The sequence below is a fragment of the Prevotella heparinolytica genome (genome assembly GCF_002998535.1).
In the GTDB taxonomy this organism is placed as follows: Bacteria; Bacteroidota; Bacteroidia; order Bacteroidales; family Bacteroidaceae; genus Bacteroides; species Bacteroides heparinolyticus.
The window spans coordinates 3,005,519-3,029,396 of the sequence record NZ_CP027234.1 but is presented as its reverse complement, the minus strand read 5'-3'; the positions used below and the strand labels follow the sequence as shown (position 1 = coordinate 3,029,396).

Here is a 23,878-nt window from a genome sequence, read left to right as displayed (position 1 = left end):
AAAGATTGTTTTAAAGGAAGAAGGGGAAACAAACCTTCCCCCTCTCCTTACGTTTCTATTTTCAAATATTATCAGTTGAACGGAGCATAACCCGGATTTTGTACATATTTGCCTCCTGAAAAACCATACTGATTGTTCGGCACAGGATAATATTCGTCTTTTCCTCCCGAGAAACGCGCATTGACATAATAAATGCGTTTATCTGCTTCCGCCGCAATATATTTATTCATGACGGTTTCCGCTATTCCCCAACGAACCAAATCAAAAAAGCGTTCTCCCTCCAAAGCCTTTTCAAGACGCACCTCACGACGCAGAGCCTGACGGGCATACTCCTGATTCCAGCCATCGGCAGGATAAGGATTGACGAGGTAATTGGCCGCATTCTTGCTGCGGTCGTTGAAGTCTTTCACATATACACTGTTACGGGCACGATTGCGAATTTGATTAATCAACCCACGTGCAACTTCAAGACCATCGCCTTCATTGAGTTCGATAAGCGCCTCGGCCTTCCAGAGAAGAATATCCGCATAGCGTATGATTTGCCAATTCAACTGCGAAGCACCCCAAGGCCAACCGTTAAACATATCGCTACTCTCGGGAGAAACCCAGAAACGCTTAGCACAATTGTAACCATAGGTTTCTTTGTCGCGCACCCATCCCTCGCATGGCTTTTCAGAATATGTTTTCCATGTGATATTGGGACGGCCTACCACAAAATCAAGACGCGGGTCGACATTGGGTGTAGTATTCTCTAGCGTGTAAACACCATTATTCAACACAGCCCAACTATAGTCGGCCTTCGATTGATAATTAAAATCGGGCAAACCTGCCGCATCCGTTTGGTAAGCGTTAATCAGGTCTTGGCTGGGCAAGAAGAAACCGTCGCCGCCATAAGGGCTGCCTCCGCCCGGAGAATTCAACAAATTACTCCAGTTGATGCGTCCGGCATTTTCTGTTCCATCATTCATGGAATACTGGATGGCAAAAACAGACTCTTTACCGTTTTCATTGGCTACAAGGTCCAAACCCTGAAAGTCGTTAAGCAAACCGTAACGGTTGCTGGCTGTAACCCGATCGCAAAGCGACACCACCTCTTTCAGTAAATCTTTATTAATGGAAGTTACGGCATGCGAAGCCTCGTCCTGTTGGTAGGCCCGATATAGCTTTATCTTGGCTGCATATGCCAAAGCAATGTATTTATGAATGCGTCCTACTTCGGGCTGAGACTCAGGGAGCTGCTCCGCAGCATCAAGCATCTCTTTGGCCAACTTACCCAAAATCTCATCACGGGTAAACTCATTGTTCGGGATATCGGGATAACGAGTAAGCTCAACGTTCTCATCAAAATAAGGAATCTTGTTGAAAAGGCGGCTCAATTCAAAGTAATAATGGGCACGAAGCACTTTCATCTCGGCAATACGAGACGCACGACCGCTCACTTGTTCATCCGTTGCGCTATTCAATACACGCAAGGCAGAGTTGCAACGCTGCACACTGCAATACAGATGGTACCATTTACTATCCAAGAATCCATTGGTTGCATCCATATCGAACGTCTCCATGCGGTGCACTTCGTTAAGGTCGCCGACACCGCCACCGCCTTTATAGGCATTATCCGAACGAACTTCACCATAAGTCCAGTTGGAAGTAGGATGACACCACACACTCCAGCTTTGTCCCTCCGGACCGCCTAAGGCCGCATATGCAGCATTCACAAGCAAATCGGCTCCCTCCGTCGAGGTCATTATAGCTTCGCTTAAGCTTCCTTGAGGCTTCAAGTCCAGAAAACTATCTTCGTTACAGCCTGCATTCATCAGTGCAACAACACCAAGTATATATAAATGTTTCAATTTCATAATAGTATAGTTTTAGAGTTTAGAAACCAAATGATAAACCCAAAGAGAATGTACGAGGCAAAGGATAGGGATAGCCCAGTCCTTCCGGGTCGGCCCCGGTATAGCCGGTGATTGTAAACAGATTCTGCGCCTGGAAATAGACACGCGCATGACGCATCTTTATTTTGTCAAGAACGGCTTTCGGAAGCGTATAACCCAACGTAAGACTCTTCAACTTGATATATGAGCCGTCTTCAATATAAAACTCGGAGACTTCGTGTTCGTTATTATTGTTGAGGGTGGTAAGAGCCGGCACACTGCCATTATAGACACCTGTTTTCTCAAAATTATTGTAAGCATGCATGGCGTCGAGCAAGCGGGTTGAGTGGTTGCCGCTCCAACACTGGAACAAATCCGTATAGTATTTGGAGTTATTATAAGCATCGCGAATCATGCCATTGAAGAACATGCTCAAATCAAAATTCTTCCACGACGCACCAAGGTTCAAGCCTGCAATAACCTTTGGATTATCAGAGCCCAACCACACCCGGTCGTTCGTATTTATTTATTATCTCCGTTTGCATCGACATACTTGACACGCCCCACACCGGGAGCACCGAACTGCACATCATATTTGGACTTATATTCGTCCACTTCTTGCTGTGTACGGAACACACCGTCTGTCTTGAAGCCCATCCATGAGCCGAACGGTTGTCCCACCAACGTCTTATCCACGCCATTGCCCCCACCATAAGTGTAATAGATGTCCCCTGTCAAGTCCGTAACTTCATTCTTATAATACGAAAGGTTGAATGAAGCGTTGTATCGGAAATCTTTAATCTGGTCATTCCAGCTCAAGGCCATTTCAAATCCCTTATTTGTCATCGTCCCACCGTTATACCAACTATAACCGCCTTCGCCAATAACGGCAATATATGGCTTCTCAACCAGCATGTCGCTCGTCTTCTTATCAAAATAATCGAGAGAAGCGTTTAAACGTCCGTCCAAGAAAGCGGCATCCACGCCGATATTGAACTGTCGTGTACTCTCCCATTTCAAATCGGGATTCGTAGACCGCACCTTATACCCACCGGGAGCAAGAGTTGTCCCGTCGCCATTCATGTTATAGCTTGCATCTTTCAAACTAATCAGATATTTGGTATAGGGAGCTTCATTATCAATAATATCGTTACCGTTGATACCCCATGAAGCGCGCAATTTCAAGTCGGACAACCAATCTTTGGCTGTTTCCATAAATTTCTCGCCCGAAATACGCCAACCGGCCGAAACAGAAGGAAAATAATCCACATTATTACCTTTAGCCAAACGGGAAGAAGCATCACGGCGCACCGTAGCCGAAAGCAAATAACGTCCTTCATAATCGTAGTTCACCTTACCGAAATAAGACACCATGCCGTAGTTGGAAGCACCGGCACCGACATTCTTGCCCGCAGTGACGCCATCCAGATAAATATAGTCTTCTTTTTCCACTGCCAATCCAGTGCCATAACCGAACATGGACTCCGCATGATTTTTCTTCGCTTCCGTACCAAGGAGGGCAGTAAAGCTATTCTTTCCGAACACCTTATTATAAGTGACAGTATTTGTCCACACCCAGTCCAATCTTTTATGAGACGACTGGGTCAGTTTGTTGACGGCATCACGTGCCCATACAGGCTCAAAGTTCTTGTTGGTTTCATCATAAAAGTTCATACCGAAATTCGTTCGCAGCACCAAATCCTTAATCGGCTCTATTTCAATGAAAGCATTACCGAAGATACGCCAATATCCATGCTTATTCCGTTTCTCGTTCTCAAGAAGCCGAGCCATATTGGGAGCATCGCCCAAAACATCATTAATGGCATCGTTATAGTTGCCGTCTTCATCATAAACGGTTTTAGCAGGATGCTGCTTGATGGCATTTTCGTCTATACCACCCGGACTTAACGTTTGTGTCCAACGGTTGATGGCCACGTTCTCGCCGATACGCAGACGATTGTCAAGATAATGATAGTTGGAGCTTATACGGGTATTGATGCGTTGGAAATCGGTATTCCTTACCAAACCTTCATGGTCGAGGTAGTTCAACGCTAATGAGAAAGAACCATTATCAGAACCTTTAGAGAGAGTAGCGCTGTAGTTTTGCATCAAAGCAGTATGATAAACCACATCACGCCAGTTGGTATCAACCGCATGCACTTTAACTCCATTCAACCCGATGTAGTCTTGAAGTTGCGGCGTGGCACCATTACCGTATATCTCACTACTTGGTGTGGCGCCATTATTGGCATACTTATAGGCCGCCCAATAAACCTGCCCCCATTCGTCGGCATTCAACATATCAAACCCGCTCTGATAGGTCTGCAAAGTCAGCGACATATCAAAATCCACACGGGTTTCACCTTGTTTGGCACGTTTGGTCGTAATGATGATGACACCGTTGGCCGCCTGCGCACCGTATATGGAGGCAGAAGCCGCATCTTTCAGAACCTGAATGGATTCCACATCATTGGAAGAGAGAATGGATGAGATGTTCTCACGGGTCATCACACCATCAATCACGTACAAAGGGGAGTTGGCATCACCACGGAAAGACGACTTTCCGCGAACCAAAGTAGAGGTGTTACCTCCTCCCGGAGTACCGTCTGTGGTGATGTTCATACCGGCCACACGCCCCTGCAAACTCGACAGCACGTTTCCGGTAGGTATATCCACTACGTCTTTCATCTTTACTACGGCCACCGAGCCCGTCAGGCTGGCCTTTTTCTCGGCCATATAGCCGGTCACCACGACTTCATCAATCAATTGAGAGTCTTCTACCAACTCGACACGCAAGGTGGGTTGAGCCTTCACCGTGATTGTTTTATATCCGATATAAGATACCGACAGCATGGCACCCGAGGCCACAGTCAAGGTGAAATTTCCATCAATATCCGTAATTGTTCCATTGTTATTGGAACCTACTTCAATGACAGAAGCGCCTATAACGGTTTCTCCCGTCGATTTCTCGACCACAGTACCTTTTACTTGAATTTGTTGGGCAAAAGATCCAATGCCCGCAAAGAGCAGCACAATGATTGTGCAAATCCTGAGACTGATGCATTTTAACATACTTATTAGTTTAAAGTTTATAATGTATTCCCTTCAACTCAATTCATCAATCGAGTTTTATGTCTGCAAACACTGCTGGGCACTTAATCCCATCTGATTTTCAATTGTTTATAATTTAGTTCTTTGACATTTTTGTAATCGCAATCGGTAAGTATCTCTCTTACAGACGTTTTATCCAGTAGAGAAAAGCTCAAAATTTGTAGAATTTCGTAGATTGGACGGTTAACTTTCAATCTGTAAGCGACAATGGCAACCAGACAGTATGTTATGATGGCACAGTACACTTGTATCTTGACTGCATTCATCGTGGTGCCCCAAAAAGATTTTACTTTCAGGTGTTGCTTTATCCATTTGAAAAATAGTTCCACCTGCCAACGGTTCTTGTATAGCAAAGCAATTTCCTCTGCTGATAGTTCCATGTTGTTGGTGATGAACACAAATTCTCTGTCCAGTTCTTCATCGTAGTATTTAACCCGCCGGAGTTTGTCCGGATATGCTTTGAGCGATTTATACGTTTCAAGCATTCCAATCTGATCACATTTTATTCCGGTTGTTTTATCGACTTCACGGGAATACATTCTACGGAATCTCATATTATCTTTTGCACGTGTAACGAAGTAAGCACCACTGGTGTGAAGCTTATGCAAACGGGTGAAGTCAACATATCCTTTATCCATGATATAGAAACTTCCCTTTTCATAACTCAACTCATCCAGCATGTTTACGTCATGTACTTTAGCATTGGTTACCAGTACGATTGTCGGTATGGAAGTCTTTACATCATACAAGGTATGAAGTTTGATGCCTCCTTTGTGTTTCTTAAATTCCGCCCACCAAAAAACATTCAGACAAAGGTCTATGGTGGAGGAATCAAAGGCATAAACATTACCGTCAACTTTCACCTCGAAGTCATTTTTGTTGTAGCTATTACGGGCTTCCGCAATCAGGGTATAAGCAAATTCTTCGTAGATACGATAATCTCTATTCCGGTTTGCTTTCCCCAGATTGGTACGGCTAACTGTTGGACCGAATCCCAAGTGATAATACTTGTTCTTGTGTGCCTCAAGGCTGAGCATAAGGTCACGCATACTGTCTCGGGCGGTCAGTTGTCCGAAGATCATGCACAGCATCTGATTCCAACAGGTGAATGTTCTGATTTTCTTATTCCCGGAATACTTCTCTACCAAACGGTCAAAGACACGACGGGGAAGAAAATCTGTAAGTTGAGCGAAGATATATTTGCCTTGATTCATTGTTTTGAGCTTTTGGACAAAGCTAAAACAACTTTTCAATTCAAATCGTCACGCTACAAAAAGATACATAACTATGCGATTATCAAAGATTTCAAAGAACGATGTTTAATTTAAAGTGCCCACTAGTGGTCTGCAAAAATAGAGCAAAGCCTTTCTCGGACATATAACAAATGTTACGAATGATAGCACTTTTGATACTTCCTACTCCGTAAGGCGTTGTGAAGGCATTTTGGGAAATAAAAAAGCCTTTGTGATACTGTTCTTTATATCCGGATACAGCTTAAGGAAACAGTTCCAAGTTTGATAGGAAACCGCCCTTGCTGCCTGAAGTGACCGGATATATGGAATGGCTGTGGGCTGTGTACACGGGATAAGGCGGATGTATTAGAGAAAGCGATGCGGTATATATAGAAAAACGGTGAGATGCACGGAGAAAAGTTGTTCGGTACACGTATATTCCTTTATTCGCACCGCGCGAATATAAAAACGCAGTGCGCGAACAGACAAACGCACCGTGCGAACAAGTGTTCGCAAGGCGGAAACAAAGATTCCTAATAGTGCGATTCAAACTCAAACTCCTCCGCGCACCGGTATCCTTCTTCATAAAGGTCTGTCAACTTTCTGATATTGCGTTCTATGCGGTTTACTTCTATCGGATTACGCGGACGTATCACAGTGATTTCTCCGGCTTCCTCCATCTGCTCCACCAAGTCCAGTTGCTCGTTGTAGACCACACTGCGGCGGTTGATGGCTTCGCGAAGCTGCGGATACCTCTTATATATAAATGGAGGAACTTTCGTCCCTTTAACCTCTTTACGATAACCACGATTGCGCGTCAGCACCACCACATTGTTGGTGAAGCCATCATGCCGGGCACGCATCACCGGAATGCTGTCGACAATACCACCATCGAGCATCGGGATGTTGTCCACATAGGTTATGGGGCAGACAAAAGGCAGGCTGCTCGAAGCCCTTACAATATCTATGAGACGTTCTTTACACTGCTTTTCCTCGAAATAGTTGGCCTCGCCCGTCGTGCAATTGGTGGTCACCATGACAAAACGCTCCGGACAACGGAAATAGGCCTCATAATCATAAGGCAGTATATGCTCTGGAAACTCCTGAAACAGCAGATCGAAATCCATGATATTGCGTTTCTTCAACAGATGCCTCAACCCTATGTACTTGTACTTCTCCAGCAAATCGATGTTGCTGTATTTGGCACGTCCGCGCTGACCGGACATATAAGAAAGCCCGTTGCAGGCTCCTGCACTGACACCGATGGCATAGGGAAAGCGAATGCCACGGTCCATAAAACTGTCGAGGACACCACAAGTGAAAACACCGCGCATGCCTCCGCCTTCTAATACAAGTCCGCTTTGCGAGGTGAGAGATATAGCGTGCCGATTCATATTATAAAAAACAGATTAATTGTTATTTAAATGTCATTTTGCGCCTCAAAGATAAACTTTGTTCATAATATTCTAATTATATTTGTGCCATCAAACTAATTATTCATATATTAATTAATCAAAATGAAAAAACCTATACTGATTGCCGCTTTGGGATTGCTGAGCCTGAACATGACAGCTCAGGATGCCCCGGAAACAGACAAGCCGGAAGAAGGCTTCGTGTTTACAACCGTCAAAGAGTTGCCCATCACTTCTATCAAGAATCAGAACCGTGCCGGTACGTGCTGGAGCTATTCCGGTATAGCTTTCCTTGAATCGGAACTGCTGCGTATGGGAAAGGGAGAATACGACTTCTCCGAAATGTATATCGTGCACAAAACTTATCTGGATCGTGCAGATGCTGCCGTGCGTACTCATGGAGATGTTTCCTTCTCACAAGGCGGTTCTTTCTATGACGTGATATATGGCATGAAGACATTCGGACTGGTGCCCGAAGAGACCATGCGTCCGGGCGTAATGTACGGCGATACGCTGAGCAACCACACAGAACTTTCGGCAGTTTCAGACGCCGTGGTAGCTGCCATTGCCAAAGGAAAACTGCGTAAGTTGCAGACCGATGCCGGCCGCCAACCTTTGTGGAAAAAGGCTATCTCCGCCATCCACAACATCTATTTGGGCGAGTGTCCTGAGACATTCACTTATCAAGGGAAAACATACACCCCGCAGTCTTTCTACCAATCTACCGGTCTGAATCCTGACGACTACATCTCACTGACTTCCTACACCCATCATCCGTTCTATGAATCGTTTGTTCTTGAAATTCAGGACAATTGGCGCTGGGCACGCTCGTACAACCTGCCCATCGACGAGTTGATGCAGGTATTCGACAATGCCATTGCCAATGGTTATCCCATCGCGTGGGGAGCCGATGTCAGCGAAGACGGATTTACCCGCGATGGCGTCGCTGTGATGCCCGATGCAGACAAAGTACAGGAACTCAGTGGTTCGGACATGGCTCACTGGCTGAAGATGAAACCCGCAGAGAAGAAGCTGAACAGCAAGCCCCAGCCTCAGAAATGGTGCACGCAGGAAGAACGCCAGGAGGCCTACGATAATTGGGAAACCACCGATGACCACGGCATGCTGATATACGGTACCGCCAAAGACCAAGAAGGAAACGATTACTATATGGTAAAGAACTCTTGGGGCAAAGCCGGAAAATATGAAGGTTTGTGGTATGCTTCCAAAGCTTTTGCCCGCTACAAAACCATGAACATCTTGGTGAACAAAAAAGCGCTTCCCAAAGAAATTGCCAAGAAACTTGGCTTGAAGTAAATCAATCAATTGGCAAGAAAAAGAGCTTCTTGATTCAGGCAGAAGAACATAAGAACAGGAAAAGATAGACGTTTAGATTTAGGGCTGAGCCATTTCCCGTTTCTTTCAGTACGCTGTTCTTAAAGCCTGTTTGAATTTTACTCAAAAGAATACAGAGTAAAATTCAAACAGGCTCTTATGTGCTTCTGCTTTTTTATTTTCTCCCACCGGGGAATCCACCCCCACCGGAAGTGCTTCCCACCGACGTCACCATACAGCTTGCCGTAAAAGTTCCGATTTGTGTGCCGACTTTATAAGTGCCACCCGTAGTCAGACCGCAATAGGAGTTACCGCCACTCACACTGCCACCGGTATATATCGTGTATCCGGTGTCATGTGCCAGTTTGGCACTGCTGAAGAGCATTGTCATTTGGCTATAAGCACGCGGAAGGGTGAAAGACATGACATGCGTACCGTCCGACGCTGCCACACTGACAAGTGTACCGCCACTACCCGAACCTCCGTAGACTACGGAACGTTGCGTGCATACACTGCTTGTAGGCATACTGGTGCTGCCACCCACACCAATCAGTGTGCCACCTGTAATCTTGAACGTATTTTGATCGCAGTCGAAGCCTTCTTCGGGACTGGCAGTTCCGCACGATACGATTGTTCCTCCTGTCACGGTAAGCGTACCGTTGGAATCAATGCCATCATTGCCGCTACTATAGCAGTAAACAGTACCACCATTCACAGCGATGCTTGTAGTGGCATTGATACAGTCGTCATAAGCATAAACACGCACATCTCCGTTGTTGATGACAAGCGTACTCTTACTCTCGATACCTTCGCTGCCTTCACCTCCGGTAGTGCGTACCCATACGCTACCGCCCGAAATGGTGAGTGTCCCGTCTGCCTTTAAGCCTTTAGGCGAAGAGTCAAGGCTGCCGTAGATGTATTGCTTGCCGGTGGTAATAATTCTCAGCATACCGTCGGTCATGGTAAACATGCCGTCGCAGTTAATACCCTTGCCTGCCGCACCGGTACTCTTGATGAATACGGAAGCTCCGCTCACGGTCAGGTTGCCGTCGCATTTTATACCGGCAGCAGAACTAAGGTCATTATCGTCAGAATCATATTCGGCATCTCCCAAAGTAAGAAGTATCATCTGTCCGCCACTAAGGGTAATATCCGTCGTAGCTTTAATGCCCTTGGAGGCAGTACCCGTAATGTTTGCTTTCAGCAATCCGCCACGAATATCGATACCTCCCTCCTCGCAATCCAGCCCATCACCGGAAGGTGTGAGTTTGAGCAATCCCCCTCCCACGATGATATTCTCATTGGCATGCAAAGCATCTTTGGGGGCTGAAGCCACCACGATACGGCTGCCGCTACGCAAACGGATGTAATCATCGCTACAAATGCCATGTTTATAGTTACCATTCACTGTAAGTAATCCGGTTCCGCTAAAGATGAGCTGCCCCTCGGCAAACAAGCAAGCCTTCTGATCCTCACCATCCACATTGTTGGTATATGAAACAGCATCGGTCAGGTTGTTTACCGTACCCGCAGCACTCTCCACAAAGATGCGTTTCTTGCTCTGAATGTTGATGGCAGCCCCTTTCGTACTGGTCAGACTCACTCCGTCAAGGGTAAGCTTGAATTTCTTTTCGCTATAAACCTTCAATGCGCCGTCTGATGCAGAACCGCTAAGCTGATACTCCACACCTCCCACGGTAGAGTTTACAGTGACATAAGCCCCCTCTACAGTGACTGTGACGCCCGCAACATCTCCCGATACGGTAGCAGAACCGTCGGCATATACAATTTTTATCACCGAAGAAAAAGCGGAGTTCTCCACATAATCGTCATACTCATCGTCAGAACTGTCGGTAACAACCGTTTCAGCAGCATCCACAAATGCATCGTCTGCCACATCGTCCCATGACACATCAAAGTTGAGCGAATAGACTGATGCGAGCGATCCCCCGGAAGAATTCTCCTCTCCACCACTTGCACTACCGCTTTCCTGCGTATCGCTATCATTCCAATCCCCTATGGGATCATCCGTTGCACATGCCACGCACAAGCAAAGGCATGTAGCCATTAAAATCTCTTTTTTCATATCGCTTGGTTTTAAATAAACTCTAACTTTCCACAGCGAATATAGCGGGAAGAGGCAACGAAAAGAAATAATTTCTACCAATAGGTCTTTTTTCTATACGAATAAGCTTCTTTTTCCTTCTTGCTCAGATTTTAGCGGTTTGTGCATTTTTCACCCCTTTTTCTTGCCAAACTCAACTCTTTGCGTAAATTTGCACGCTGATAATGAGTTAACCGGACAAATTCAGTAGCAGGAATTCTTCTCTCACTACTCCTATTTCCCCGGTACTGACAGAGAAACACTAATACTAATAACTAATAGCATGAGTTTGAAAATTGTTGTATTGGCAAAACAAGTTCCCGACACACGCAACGTCGGGAAAGATGCCATGAAAGCCGACGGAACCATCAACCGCGCGGCGCTACCCGCCATCTTCAACCCCGAAGACCTGAACGCTCTTGAACAAGCCCTTCGACTGAAAGATGAACATCCGGGCTCTACCGTGACCCTTCTGACCATGGGGCCGGGACGGGCAGCCGAAATTATTCGTGAAGGACTTTACCGTGGTGCCGACAACGGCTATCTGCTGACCGACCGCGCTTTTGCCGGTGCAGATACCCTTGCCACGTCGTATGCCCTTGCCACTGCCATCAGAAAAATAGGCGATTGTGATATAATCGTCGGCGGACGCCAAGCCATCGACGGCGATACGGCACAAGTAGGGCCGCAAGTGGCCGAAAAATTAGGACTGACACAGGTGACCTATGCGGAAGAGATTCTGGATGTGGACAAAGCTGTCGGGAAAATCACCGTGAAACGTCATATCGACGGCGGTGTGGAGACCGTGGAAGCTCCTCTGCCTATCGTCATCACCGTGAACGGGAGTGCGGCTCCCTGCCGTCCGCGCAACGCCAAGCTGGTGCAGAAATACAAACGTGCCCTCGGTGCACAAGAGAAAGCAGCCATTGCCAAAGAGGGCGCCGAATTGGCTTATGCCGACCTTTATGAGAAATATCCCTATCTGAACATCACGGAGTGGAGCGTTGCCGACGTCGAGGGCGACCTTGTGCAATGTGGTCTGAGCGGTTCGCCCACCAAAGTGAAAACCATTCAGAACATTTCATTCCAAGCCAAAGAAAGCAAAACGCTGACAGGCAGCGACAAGGATGTGGAAGATTTGATTGTTGAACTGTTAGCCAACCATACGATAGGATAAGATTATGAACAACGTATTTGTATATTTAGAGATAGAAGGCACAACGGTTGCCGACGTCAGTCTCGAACTCCTGACCAAAGGTCGTAAATTAGCCAACCAATTGGGCTGCCAACTGGAAGCAGTAGCAGCCGGAAGCAATCTGGCAGGCATTGAAAAGCAAGTATTGCCCTATGGTGTAGACAAACTCCACGTCTTCGACGCTCCGGGGCTGTTTCCCTATACTTCCCTCCCCCACTCTTCGGTTCTCATCAATCTGTTCAAGGAAGAAAAACCGCAAATCTGCCTGATGGGCGCCACGGTCATCGGCCGCGACCTCGGCCCGCGCGTATCTTCCGCCCTGACCAGCGGACTTACGGCCGACTGTACGTCTCTCGAAATCGGCGACCACGAAGACAAGAAAGAGGGCAAGGTTTACAAAGATCTGTTGTATCAGATTCGTCCCGCATTCGGCGGTAACATCGTCGCCACGATTATAAACCCCGAACACCGTCCGCAAATGGCAACCGTGCGCGAGGGCGTGATGAAGAAAGAAATTCTGGATGCCGGATACAAAGGTGAAGTCATCAAGCACGATGTGGCTAAATACGTTCCCGAAACAGACTACGTGGTGAAGGTGATTGAACGCCATGTAGAGAAAGCGAAGCACAATCTGAAAGGTGCTCCCATCGTGATTGCCGGCGGCTACGGAATGGGTAGCAGAGAAAACTTCGATATGCTGTTCGAACTGGCCAAAGAACTGCATGCGGAAGTAGGTGCCAGTCGCGCCGCCGTCGACGCAGGCTATGCCGACCATGACCGCCAAATCGGACAGACGGGCGTAACGGTTCGTCCGAAGCTGTACATCGCCTGCGGCATCAGCGGACAAATACAGCACATCGCCGGCATGCAGGACAGCGGCATCATCATCTCCGTGAACAACGACGAGAATGCTCCCATCAATGCCATTGCCGACTACGTCATCAACGGGTCGGTGGAAGAGGTGATACCGAAGATGATTAAGTATTATAAACAGAACAGCAAGTAATAATAAAGGTAATCATGAAAAGACTGATTCTTATATTTACTCTTCTTTCAAGTATGTCTTCCGCCTTTACCCAAGAGAAAGTCTGGCTGGACAAAAACGATCAATGGATAGCTGACTCGACCAAAGCAATCAGATACGCACTTGTCGCTCAAACAAGCCCCAATAGTATCAAGGTAGAAGAATACACTTTGGAAGGGCAGAAAAAAGATATTTGGCACTTCTCAGACTATAACAGTAATCCTCGCAGAAGGATAAGAGAAGGGATACATATTGCTTTTCATGCAAATGGTAAGGACAGTCTGACAGAAGTATATAGCAATAACAAGTTAGAAGGAGAAGCAATAACGTATTATCCTAACAGCTCAATACATTTTGTTATGAACTATAAAAACGGAAGGCTTAACGGAAAACTCCTGCAATATTATCCTGATGGCAAACTTCACAGAGAAGAAGACTATTCGAATAACGAATGTACCAATGGGAAATTATTTGATGAAAGCGGAACAGAAATAGAGCACCAGCCGTATTTTAGATTTCCATCATTTCCCGGAGGTATACAAACAATCAGAGAACTGATAACAAATATAATAATATATCCGGAAAAAGCCCGAAAGAAAAAAGTGGAAGGAAGAGTCCTCTTGCAGTTCACCGTTGATACTGAAGGAAAGATGGTCAATCCCCAAATACTCCAGTCTGTGCGTCACGACATTGATAGTGAGGCCATAAGAGCTTTCAATTCCATTGCAAAGGCCCATCGTTGGTTACCTGGCTATCAAGATGGAAAAGCAAAGAATGTCCGTTTTGTAGTGCCTATATACTTTACAACACCTAAATAATCAATAAATTATGGCAAATTTTTATACCGAAATACCGGAACTCAAGTATCACTTGAACAATCCGATGATGGAACGTATCTGCGAACTGAAAGAACGCGGATACCAAGACAAAGACAAGTACGACTACGCTCCGCAGGACTATGCGGACGTAATGGACTCGTATGACAAAGTGCTCGAAATCACAGGAGAAATCACAGGAGAAATCATTGCTCCCAATGCAGAAGGTGTAGACGAAGAGGGCCCTCACTGCGCTAACGGTCGTGTGGAATACGCCGACGGAACTAAACAGAACCTCGATGCCATGGTGAAAGCCGGACTGAACGGCATGACCATGCCCCGACGTTTCGGCGGATTGAACTTCCCGATTACTCCCTACACCATGTGTGCCGAAATTGTAGCCGCGGCCGATGCAGGCTTCGGGAATATCTGGTCGCTGCAAGACTGTATAGAAACGCTCTATGAATTCGGCAACGAAGACCAGCACAGCCGTTTCATCCCCCGCATCTGTGCCGGAGAAACCATGTCGATGGACTTGACTGAGCCGGATGCCGGCTCAGACCTGCAAAGCGTCATGCTGAAAGCCACCTATGACGAAGCCAACAACTGTTGGCGTCTGAACGGCGTGAAGCGCTTCATTACGAACGGAGATGCCGACTTGCATCTTGTATTGGCGCGCTCGGAAGAAGGCACGAAAGACGGTCGCGGCCTATCTATGTTTATCTACGACAAGAGAGAAGGAGGCGTAGACGTGCGTCGTATCGAAAATAAGTTAGGTATCCACGGCTCTCCCACCTGTGAGTTGGTTTATAAAAATGCCAAAGCAGAACTTTGCGGCGAGCGCAAGCTCGGCCTGATAAAATATGTCATGGCTCTGATGAACGGTGCCCGCTTGGGTATTGCTGCTCAGTCGGTAGGTCTTTCGCAGGCCGCCTATAACGAAGGACTGGCGTATGCCAAAGACCGCAAGCAGTTCGGCAAAGCCATCATCGAGTTTCCTGCCGTATATGACATGCTGGCCATCATGAAAGCCAAACTGGATGCAGGGCGCGCATTGCTGTATCAGACTTCACGCTATGTAGACATCTACAAAGCATTAGACGACATTGCCCGCGAACGCAAACTCACTCCCGAAGAACGTCAGGAGCAGAAGAAATATGCCAAACTGGCCGACGCCTTTACTCCGCTGGCCAAAGGTATGAACTCCGAGTATGCCAACCAAAACGCATACGACTGCATCCAGATTCACGGCGGTTCCGGTTTCATGCTGGAATATGCCTGCCAGCGTATCTATCGCGACGCACGTATTACCTCCATCTACGAGGGTACCACGCAGTTGCAGACCGTGGCTGCCATCCGCTATGTGACGAACGGTTCGTACATCGCCACCCTGCGCGACTATGAAACCATCCCTTGCAGTGCGGAAACACAACCGCTGATGGAGCGTGTGCAGGAAATGGCAAACAAGCTGGATGCCTGCACCAATGCCGTGAAAGAAACCACCAACCAGGAGCTGCTGGACTTCATGGCCCGTCGCCTGTACGAGATGGCCGCCGTATGCGTGATGTCGCATCTGATTATCCAAGATGCCACAAAAGCGCCGGAACTGTTCGGCAAATCGGCTTTGGTTTATGTGAACTATGCCGAAGCCGAAGTAGAGAAACACTTCAACTTCATTCGCAAGTTCAAGGCCGAAGAGTTGGAAAGCTACCGCAAGTAATCTTACCGGGAGAGGACAAAGCATAAAGGTGTACCGACACACCACGTATTTATAAACTTTTCAGAAGGCACGAAGTTTCATGGGTTCATCGTCAATCTATGAATTCCGTGCCTTCCCTGTTTGGTAAGGAAGAAACGGTTCTTTCTTACCAAACACGCTTATGGCACAGAATTGTATCCTTGCTCTTGCCATCTCAAAAGACCTTATAGAAAAGAGGCTGATTTACTGTCGATTACAAACAAGCAATCACCGGTTTTCTCAGGTACAAACGTTTGAAATGACAGACACTTGTGTCTGTCGTGCAAAACACTTGTGTCTGACAAATGAGGCACAACAGGGGGCAAGAGGCTATTTATTCTCCCTACTCCTGCCCTCTGTTCCGTATAAATTTCTATCTTTGCCTTCATATAACCAAACGTGCATCCGAACGACGCCCGTCTCGCGCGACGGATGCCGATAATGGAGGATAAGTAAAATATATACAGAACTGATTATGGCAAGAATAGCAAAGAATCTGACAGAGCTAATCGGGCATACACCTATGATGGAATTGTGCGGCTACAGCCGTAAATACGGGCTGAAAAACAATATAGTGGCCAAATTGGAATCTTTCAATCCTGCGGGAAGCGTGAAAGACCGTGTGGCTTTTGCCATGATTGAAGATGCCGAAGCACGCGGAGCTTTGAAGCCCGGCGCCACCATTATAGAACCCACCAGTGGCAATACCGGTGTGGGACTGGCCATGGTGGCAACCATCAAGGGGTATCGGCTGATTTTGACGATGCCCGAGACAATGAGTCTGGAACGCCGTAACCTGCTAAAGGCCTTAGGTGCGGAAATTGTGCTAACTGACGGACTGGCAGGTATGGCAGGCTCCATTGCCAAGGCAAAGGAACTGCGAGACGCGATACCGGAAGCGGTTATTTTGCAGCAGTTCGAGAACCCGGCGAACGCAAAAGCCCACGAACAAACCACGGGCGAAGAGATATGGGCGGATACGGAAGGTAGGGTCGACGTCTTTGTGGCAGGCGTAGGCACAGGCGGCACTGTCTGCGGAGTGGCACGCGCCCTGAAGAGACACAACCCCGATGTCTATATTGTTGCTGTGGAGCCGGCATCCTCTCCGGTATTGGAAGGAGGAGACGACGCACCGCACCGCATTCAGGGCATCGGCGCCAACTTTATTCCTTCCATTTATGACGCCTCCGTGGTAGACGAAGTGGTTCCGGTTCCTGACGACGAAGCCATCCGTACGGGGCGCGAGCTGGCCGCCACCGAAGGCCTGCTGGCCGGCATCTCATCCGGTGCGGCGGTATATGCGGCACGGTTATTGGCTGCACGTCCCGAATTTGCAGGCAAAACGATTGTCACCCTATTGCCCGACACGGGCGAACGGTATTTGTCAACTGAGTTGTTTGCTTTCGACGCCTATCCCTTGGACTAAAAACAAAACAACAATGAAGAAGCTTTTTCTTTCTTTTTTACTATGCGGAGGTATAGGCGTGTCGCCCGCCTTTTCGCAGACTTACGAGGAGCTGAGCGAACGTGCGGCCACCGCCACGAAGCAAGACAGCCTGACGCAAGCCGAAGGCTACATCCGACAAGCCTTAAGGCTGGAGCCGGCCAATCCGCACAATGCACTGCTGTTTTCCAATCTGGGAATCATACAGCAACGCCGGCAGCAATACGAACAGGCGTTGGAATCCTATACGCTTGCGCTGAACATTGCACCGCGTGCCGTACCCGTTTTGTTGAATCGCGCAGCGCTTTATCTCGAATCGGGAAAAGAAGATTTGGCCCGGATAGACTATTCGTTAGTGCTGGATATGGATAAAGACAACCAAGAGGCTTTGCTGATGCGTGCTTACGCCTATATGCAACAACGTAATTACAAATTTGCGCGGGCAGACTACGAACACTTATTGAAGATTGTTCCCCAAAGCTATAACGGGCGGCTCGGACTGGCCATGTTGGAACAGAAAGAAAAGAAATACGAAGCAGCCCTTTCAATCTTGAACAGCATGCTTGCGGAAAAGGAGCTCTCCTCGGCCGTCCTGACAGCTTCGCAAACAGCCGTGCTCTACACGGCACGTGCCGGCGTTGAGAAAGACATGGAGCATACCGACTTGGCAATGGTCGATTTGGAGGAGGCCATCCGTCTCGATTCATCGCAGCCGGAAGCCTACCTGATGCGCGGGCAGCTTTATCTCTCGCAAAAGAAAAAGGAGTTGGCAAAGCGCGATTTCGAGAAAGCCGCATCACTGGGAATACCGCAGGCGGACGTCAGGGAACTATTGCTGCAATGTAAATAAAGCAATATAGTATAAAGGAATCCTCCTGATGAAAAACGAACTTTGCGTATTAAGCGCTTAAGGATAAGAAAACGAACGAGTAATCAAGGTAATCATGGAAAATATATTTCCCAATATTGGAGTTATACTGATTCTGTTGTTATTTGCTCTTTATCTCCACAGATTGTTCCGGTTCATCTTGCCCGTTGAAAACCTTGCCGATAATCGCAAATACATAAAACTCTCCAGATATTTATTCTTGGTTGCAGCCATCGTATATTCATTGCAATATATAGGAGGAATACCTCTATCAAGTACAAGTGCCCGAGTGATAACACATCTGGTCCTATCGGGAATTGTACTTATCATAAGTTTGTGTTTTGTAATAATCACAAAAGGGCACAGGTGGCAATATGCAGCTATCGGCGGCTTCGTGCTATCGGTAATCGGGGCAGGTTATTGTTTCAATGAGAAATTAGCTTCCTCCATGTCTTTTGAAATAACCCTAAGCGAAACACAGATTGAACTTAGAGGCGGTTATACGCTGAATATCCCATTTGCCACTGCCTCCGGGATAGTGCTGGAGAATAAATTCCCTGACGTCGCATATCGAAGTAACGGTATATCTGTAAAAGACAAGAATATAGGATATTATGTACTCAACAACGGGAAAAAGTGTTTTTTGTTTCTGAATAATAAATCGTCCCCTTTTATACATATAGAGAGGATAAATGATATACCGGTATTCATAAATTGCAGTACACTGGAAGAGACAGTGAGGCTATATCGACAAATCTTAATAGTTGGCAAATATAAGTAAATCATCTTCAACAGTATTTCCGTATCAGCTCGACGAATTCCTTCCCGTATTTTTTCTTCTTGTATTCGCCGATGCCGCTGATATTTCCAAACTCCTCTACGGTTGTGGGACGGGAAGTGCTGAGCAGGTGAAGCACCTTGTCGGACAGAACGATGTAGGCAGGAAGCGCTTCTTGGTCGGCCAAGCGCTTGCGGAGCAACCGGAGCGCCTCGAACAATTCCCCGCTTTCCACATTGGGTAGACCCAATGGCAGTTCTTTTACAGGAACGGTGGATTTTCGCTTACGACCTCGGACAGGTTGTGTTTCTTCGCCGCGCCGAATAACGGCAAGTTGCACAGATGCCCTACCATATAAAACATCCGTTCCGCTTGAGGTAATTTTCAGGTGGTTGTTTTCATTGTAAGCTATTTCAAAATAACCCAATTGCAGCATTTGCAACAGGTAGTCGTGCCAATCGCGGGCAGGCACTTCACGCCCGGCTCCGAAAGTTTTCAGCCGGTGATAGCCCCTTTCCGCCACCTCGGTACTCATGGTTCCTCTGAGTATATCCACCAAGATGCCAGTTCCTATCTGCTGGTCGGCACGCACAATGGCACTCAGTGCCTTTTGTACAATGACGGTGCCGTCAAAACGTTCGGGAGGATTTCTGCAAACATCACAATTTCCGCAATCGTGAGCCGTACTTTCTCCGAAATAGCTTAACAATATGCGACGCCGGCAGATGTCTGCCTCGGCATATTGCTGCATGCGTTGCAGTCGCTCCAGATTGATGCTTTGCTGCCCACTGTCTGTTGCAAATTTTGTAAGCAGGATAAGGTCAGCCAATGAATAAAACAAAAGCGTGTCGCCGGGCAGTCCGTCTCGTCCGGCACGTCCTATTTCCTGATAAAAGCTTTCGATGCTTTTGGGCAGATTATAATGAATCACCCAGCGCACATTACTTTTATCTATTCCCATTCCGAAAGCAATGGTAGCACATACCACCTGCACCCGGTCGTTGATAAAGTCATCTTGAGCCTTGTCTCTTTGCGCAGCAGGTAAACCCGCATGATAAACGGCGGTTTTTATTCCTTGCTTCTGAAGCATTTGCGCTACCGATTCGGTTTTGCTGCGGCTCATGCAATATACAATGCCACTTTCATCCTGATGGCGGGCGATGAAATCGAGAATAGCCTTGCTTTTTTCCTTTTGCTGATACCCCCGTTTTACAGCAAGGCTCAGGTTAGGACGGTCGAAGGAGGAGATAAAAATTTCAGGTTCGTTGAGGTGCAACTGCTTGATGATGTCCTCGCGGGTTATCTTGTCGGCCGTAGCCGTCAATGCTATAATAGGAACCTGTGGAAACTGCTCGTGCAGCACCCCCATCTGCGTATATTCCGGACGGAAATCATGTCCCCATTGCGATATGCAATGAGCTTCATCGATGGCAAACAAAGAAATCTGCATGTCCCTCAGCAAATAGTTCACTTCTGCCAGCAGCTTTTCCGGCGAAATATACAGCAGCTTCAGTTTACCCTCTACGCACGCACGCCTTAAAGCAGCATTTTCTGTCTCATCGTTGTTGCTGTTCAGCGCGCCGGCAGCAACACCGTTGGCACAAAGCGCTTCTACTTGATCCTTCATCAGAGAGATAAGAGGAGAAACCACCACTGCTGTTCCTTCACTCAACAGAGCGGGGAGTTGGTAGCAAATGGACTTGCCGCCTCCCGTAGGCATTAGTACCAAAGCATCTTTACGAAGCAGTACATTGCGGATTATCTCTGCCTGCAAAGGACGGAAACTATCGTAACCGAAATATGTCTTAAGCGTTTTCAGCATAACCTGGGATCTAATTTTCTGCCGACAAAGGTACACTAATTATTGTATAAACTACAAATAGAGACTCTTCAAGATTTTATATCATAGCACCCGCCAATATAAGTTAAAGTTTCTTGTTAAGAATTTAAAAGTCCTCCTTTTCAGCCTTTATCTTTGTTCTTATATCAAAATTCCATACTTGAAAAGTTGCATATCTAAAAAAAAAATATGACTTTTGTAAAATATAATAGGCTAATCCTTTGGATTTTCCGATTTTAACAACAACCCTAACCAGTTTAATTCAATGAGTGATTTAGAAAACAAGACCCAGGAAGAAGGAACAAAGAAACGTCCTTACAACCTGCGTGAGAAAAAAGAAAAAGATGCTGCCTATCGTTCTTTGATAAGACCGGAATTGGCAGACGAGTTGTATGACAAGATATTGAATATCGTTGTTGTACAGAAGAAGTACAGAGATGCCGACTACTCCGCGAAGGATTTGGCTAAAGAGTTAGAAACCAACACCCGCTATTTGTCCGCAGTGGTTAATTCACGCTTTGGAATGAATTATTCTTGCCTGCTGAATGAATATAGAGTAAAAGAGGCACAACATTTATTGACAGACAAAAGATATGCTGACAAGAATGTTGAAGAAATCAGTACAATGGTAGGTTTCGCAAATCGACAATCTTTTTATGCCGCTTTTTACAAGAATGTAGGTGAGACACCTAACGGCTATCGTAAAAGACACACAGAAAACAAGAAGAAATAATTCTACATGACTGAGTGAATACAAAAGGAAATATTTCGGAGTTATAAATTCGGAATACTTCCTTTTCTGCTTTTAGAACATGATTACTTTCGTATTCGGAACACTTTCCAAACGTTCTTTTTGAAGATATTTGTCTGTTTTTAAACACCTCTCACACATGAAGAAACAAATCATTACCGTGGCTACCGCCCTCTCTTTGCTGACAGCTTGTGGCGGAATCCAAAAAACAACTGCCGAGGCAGAAAACTTTGATTATACAGTGGAACAATTTGCAGACTTACAGATTTTGCGCTACCGCGTACCGGGATTCGAGAGTCTATCCCTCAACCAAAAGAAATTAGTTTATTACTTAACAGAAGCTGCCTTGCAGGGCAGAGATATACTTTTCGATCAGAATGGGAAGTACAACCTGACCATCCGCAGAATGCTGGAGGCCGTATATCTCGGCTATAAAGGTTATAGGTACACACCTGAATTCAAGGCGTTGGAAGTATACCTCAAACGAGTATGGTTCTCTAGCGGAATCCATCACCACTATGGCTGCGAGAAGTTTGCGCCGGGCTTTACCTCCGACTTCTTCAAGCAGGCTTTACTCAGCGTGGATGCTTCCACATTGCCTCTTGCCGAAGGGCAAAGCGTAGAGCAACTGTGCGAAGAAGTGTTCCCTGTGATTTTCGATCCCCATATCATGCCGAAACGAGTGAATCAGGTAGCAGATGAAGATCTGGTGCTGACCTCTGCCTGCAACTATTATGATGGGGTGACACAGAAAGAAGCCGAAGATTTCTATAACGCCCTGAAAGACCCCAAAGATGAAACTCCGATCTCCTATGGTTTAAACAGCCGCCTGGTGAAGATTGACGGCAAGGTGCAAGAGAAAGTTTGGAAAATAGGTGGTTTATATGGTCAGGCACTTGAAAAGATCGTATACTGGCTGAGGAAAGCGGAAGAGGTGGCCGAAACGCCCGAACAGAAAAGTGTGATAAGCAAGCTGATAGCATTCTATGAAACAGGTGATTTAAAGAGATTTGACGAGTACGCCATCCTGTGGGTGAAAGATTTGAACTCGCGCATCGACTTCGTGAATGGTTTCACAGAGAGCTATGGCGATCCGCTTGGCATGAAAGCAAGCTGGGAATCGTTGGTCAACTTTAAAGACCTTGATGCCACCCGTCGCACCGAATTGATCAGCAGCAATGCACAGTGGTTCGAAGATCACTCTCCGGTAGAAAAACAATTCAAGAAAGAGACGGTGAAAGGCGTATCGGCCAAAGTCATCACTGCCGCTATTCTGGCTGGTGACTTATATCCGGCAACAGCTATCGGCATCAACCTGCCTAATGCAAACTGGATACGCAGCCACCACGGTTCCAAATCGGTTACCATCGGTAATATCACCGATGCCTACAACAAAGCCGCACACGGCAATGGCTTCAATGAGGAATTTGTATACGGCCAGACCGAGCTGCAACTGATTGATAAATACGCCGACCTGACCGGCGACCTGCACACCGATCTGCACGAGTGCTTAGGACACGGTTCGGGCAAACTGCTGCCGGGCGTCGACCCTGATGCACTGAAAGCTTACGGCTCTACCATCGAGGAAACCCGTGCCGATTTGTTCGGGCTTTACTATGTGGCCGACTCTAAATTGATAGAACTGGGATTGACACCCAATGCCGAAGCCTATAAGGCCGAGTATTACACCTACCTGATGAACGGACTGATGACTCAGCTTGTCCGTATCGAACCGGGCAACAACGTGGAAGAAGCCCACATGCGCAACCGCCAGCTTATTGCCCGTTGGGTATATGAAAAAGGTGCTGCCGACAAAGTGGTAGAGATGATGAAGAAAGACGGAAAGACCTACATTGTAGTGAACGATTATGAAAAACTCCGCACACTATTCGGACAATTGCTTGCCGAAGTGCAGCGTATCAAGTCTACCGGCGATTTTGTCGCTGCCCGCAATTTAGTGGAAACATATGCCGTGAAAGTCGACCCCGTATTACATGCCGAGGTGCTGGAACGCTATAAGAAATTAAATCTTGCTCCATACAAAGGCTTTATCAATCCCAAATACGAGGCTGTAACAGATGCCAAAGGTAATATCACCGATGTGACAGTTACCTATAATGAAGGTTATGCAGAACAGATGCTACGCTATAGCAGAGATTACTCCACATTGCCGGCTATCAATAACTAACCCTTTGTTTTTTAATCTACTCAAGCTGTCTCCTCAAAGGATGCCAAACTACTTTAAGAAAGATACTTTTTAGATAGACCAGATGCAGATGGCACGGGTTCAGGACAACCACCCTGTGTCATCTGCATTTGCATCCAATAGAGTATCATGGTTCTCCGACAGCTCCCTG

At 46.8% G+C, this 23,878-nt stretch carries 15 protein-coding genes and 1 pseudogene; 10 read left to right on the top strand and 6 right to left on the bottom strand.

The annotated features are described in order from the left end of the window. Positions 1 to 71: 71 nt before the first annotated feature. The 4 genes and pseudogenes from C3V43_RS12040 to C3V43_RS12025 form a co-directional block, all read right to left on the bottom strand. Entirely contained in the window at positions 72 to 1,856 is a 1,785-nt protein-coding gene (locus C3V43_RS12040; RefSeq protein WP_106070012.1) for a RagB/SusD family nutrient uptake outer membrane protein, read from the bottom strand. Positions 1,857 to 1,875: 19 nt separating this feature from the next. Then, positions 1,876 to 4,946: pseudogene (locus tag C3V43_RS12035) on the bottom strand (SusC/RagA family TonB-linked outer membrane protein). An 83-nt stretch (positions 4,947 to 5,029) separates the two neighbouring features. Then, on the bottom strand, positions 5,030 to 6,199 hold the full coding sequence (locus tag C3V43_RS12030; protein WP_106068085.1) for an IS4 family transposase: 1,170 nt from the start codon (positions 6,197 to 6,199) through the stop codon (positions 5,030 to 5,032). Positions 6,200 to 6,750: 551 nt separating this feature from the next. Next, on the bottom strand, positions 6,751 to 7,611 hold the full coding sequence (locus tag C3V43_RS12025) for a patatin-like phospholipase family protein (protein WP_106040735.1): 861 nt from the start codon (positions 7,609 to 7,611) through the stop codon (positions 6,751 to 6,753). A 123-nt stretch (positions 7,612 to 7,734) separates the two neighbouring features. Here C3V43_RS12025 and C3V43_RS12020 point away from each other — a divergent pair, with 123 nt between their 5' ends. Next, positions 7,735 to 8,946 (top strand): C1 family peptidase, encoded by a 1,212-nt coding sequence (locus tag C3V43_RS12020; protein ID WP_106070011.1) that lies wholly within the window; start codon positions 7,735 to 7,737, stop codon positions 8,944 to 8,946. A gap of 193 nt (positions 8,947 to 9,139) precedes the next feature. On the opposite strand, the gene C3V43_RS12015 is transcribed toward C3V43_RS12020, so the two are convergent. Beyond that, positions 9,140 to 11,050, bottom strand: coding sequence for a carbohydrate-binding domain-containing protein (locus tag C3V43_RS12015; protein WP_106070010.1), 1,911 nt, complete (start codon positions 11,048 to 11,050; stop codon positions 9,140 to 9,142). A gap of 301 nt (positions 11,051 to 11,351) precedes the next feature. Between C3V43_RS12015 and C3V43_RS12010 the strand changes: the two genes are divergently transcribed. From C3V43_RS12010 to C3V43_RS11980, 7 genes are all read left to right on the top strand, one after another. Beyond that, positions 11,352 to 12,245: an electron transfer flavoprotein subunit beta/FixA family protein gene (locus C3V43_RS12010; RefSeq protein ID WP_106070009.1), complete on the top strand. Its 894-nt coding sequence runs from the start codon at positions 11,352 to 11,354 to the stop codon at positions 12,243 to 12,245. A gap of 4 nt (positions 12,246 to 12,249) precedes the next feature. Then, positions 12,250 to 13,269 carry an electron transfer flavoprotein subunit alpha/FixB family protein gene (locus C3V43_RS12005; protein ID WP_106070008.1) on the top strand — a complete coding sequence of 340 codons (1,020 nt, stop codon included), beginning with the start codon at positions 12,250 to 12,252 and terminating at the stop codon, positions 13,267 to 13,269. Positions 13,270 to 13,283: 14 nt separating this feature from the next. After that, entirely contained in the window at positions 13,284 to 14,105 is an 822-nt protein-coding gene (locus tag C3V43_RS12000; RefSeq protein WP_106070007.1) for an energy transducer TonB, read from the top strand. Positions 14,106 to 14,115: 10 nt separating this feature from the next. Beyond that, positions 14,116 to 15,822, top strand: coding sequence for an acyl-CoA dehydrogenase family protein (locus tag C3V43_RS11995; RefSeq protein ID WP_106070006.1), 1,707 nt, complete (start codon positions 14,116 to 14,118; stop codon positions 15,820 to 15,822). A 493-nt stretch (positions 15,823 to 16,315) separates the two neighbouring features. Continuing rightward, entirely contained in the window at positions 16,316 to 17,266 is a 951-nt protein-coding gene (cysK, locus tag C3V43_RS11990) for a cysteine synthase A (protein WP_106070005.1), read from the top strand. 13 nt (positions 17,267 to 17,279) lie between these two features. Next, the gene (locus tag C3V43_RS11985; RefSeq protein ID WP_106070004.1) at positions 17,280 to 18,134 is read left to right on the top strand and encodes a tetratricopeptide repeat protein; all 855 of its coding nucleotides are present in this window, start codon (positions 17,280 to 17,282) and stop codon (positions 18,132 to 18,134) included. Positions 18,135 to 18,228: 94 nt separating this feature from the next. Then, positions 18,229 to 18,933, top strand: coding sequence for a hypothetical protein (locus C3V43_RS11980; protein ID WP_129588759.1), 705 nt, complete (start codon positions 18,229 to 18,231; stop codon positions 18,931 to 18,933). Between the two features lie 7 nt (positions 18,934 to 18,940). Here the strand turns inward: C3V43_RS11980 and recQ are convergent, their stop codons facing one another. Then, complete coding sequence (gene recQ, locus C3V43_RS11975) at positions 18,941 to 20,752, bottom strand: DNA helicase RecQ (protein ID WP_106070002.1); 1,812 nt, start codon at positions 20,750 to 20,752, stop codon at positions 18,941 to 18,943. 283 nt (positions 20,753 to 21,035) lie between these two features. On the opposite strand from recQ, the gene C3V43_RS11970 reads away from it, so the two are divergent. Further along, positions 21,036 to 21,503, top strand: coding sequence for a helix-turn-helix domain-containing protein (locus tag C3V43_RS11970; RefSeq protein WP_106070001.1), 468 nt, complete (start codon positions 21,036 to 21,038; stop codon positions 21,501 to 21,503). 157 nt (positions 21,504 to 21,660) lie between these two features. Continuing rightward, positions 21,661 to 23,709, top strand: coding sequence for a dipeptidyl-peptidase 3 family protein (locus tag C3V43_RS11965; RefSeq protein WP_106070000.1), 2,049 nt, complete (start codon positions 21,661 to 21,663; stop codon positions 23,707 to 23,709). Positions 23,710 to 23,878: the final 169 nt, after the last annotated feature.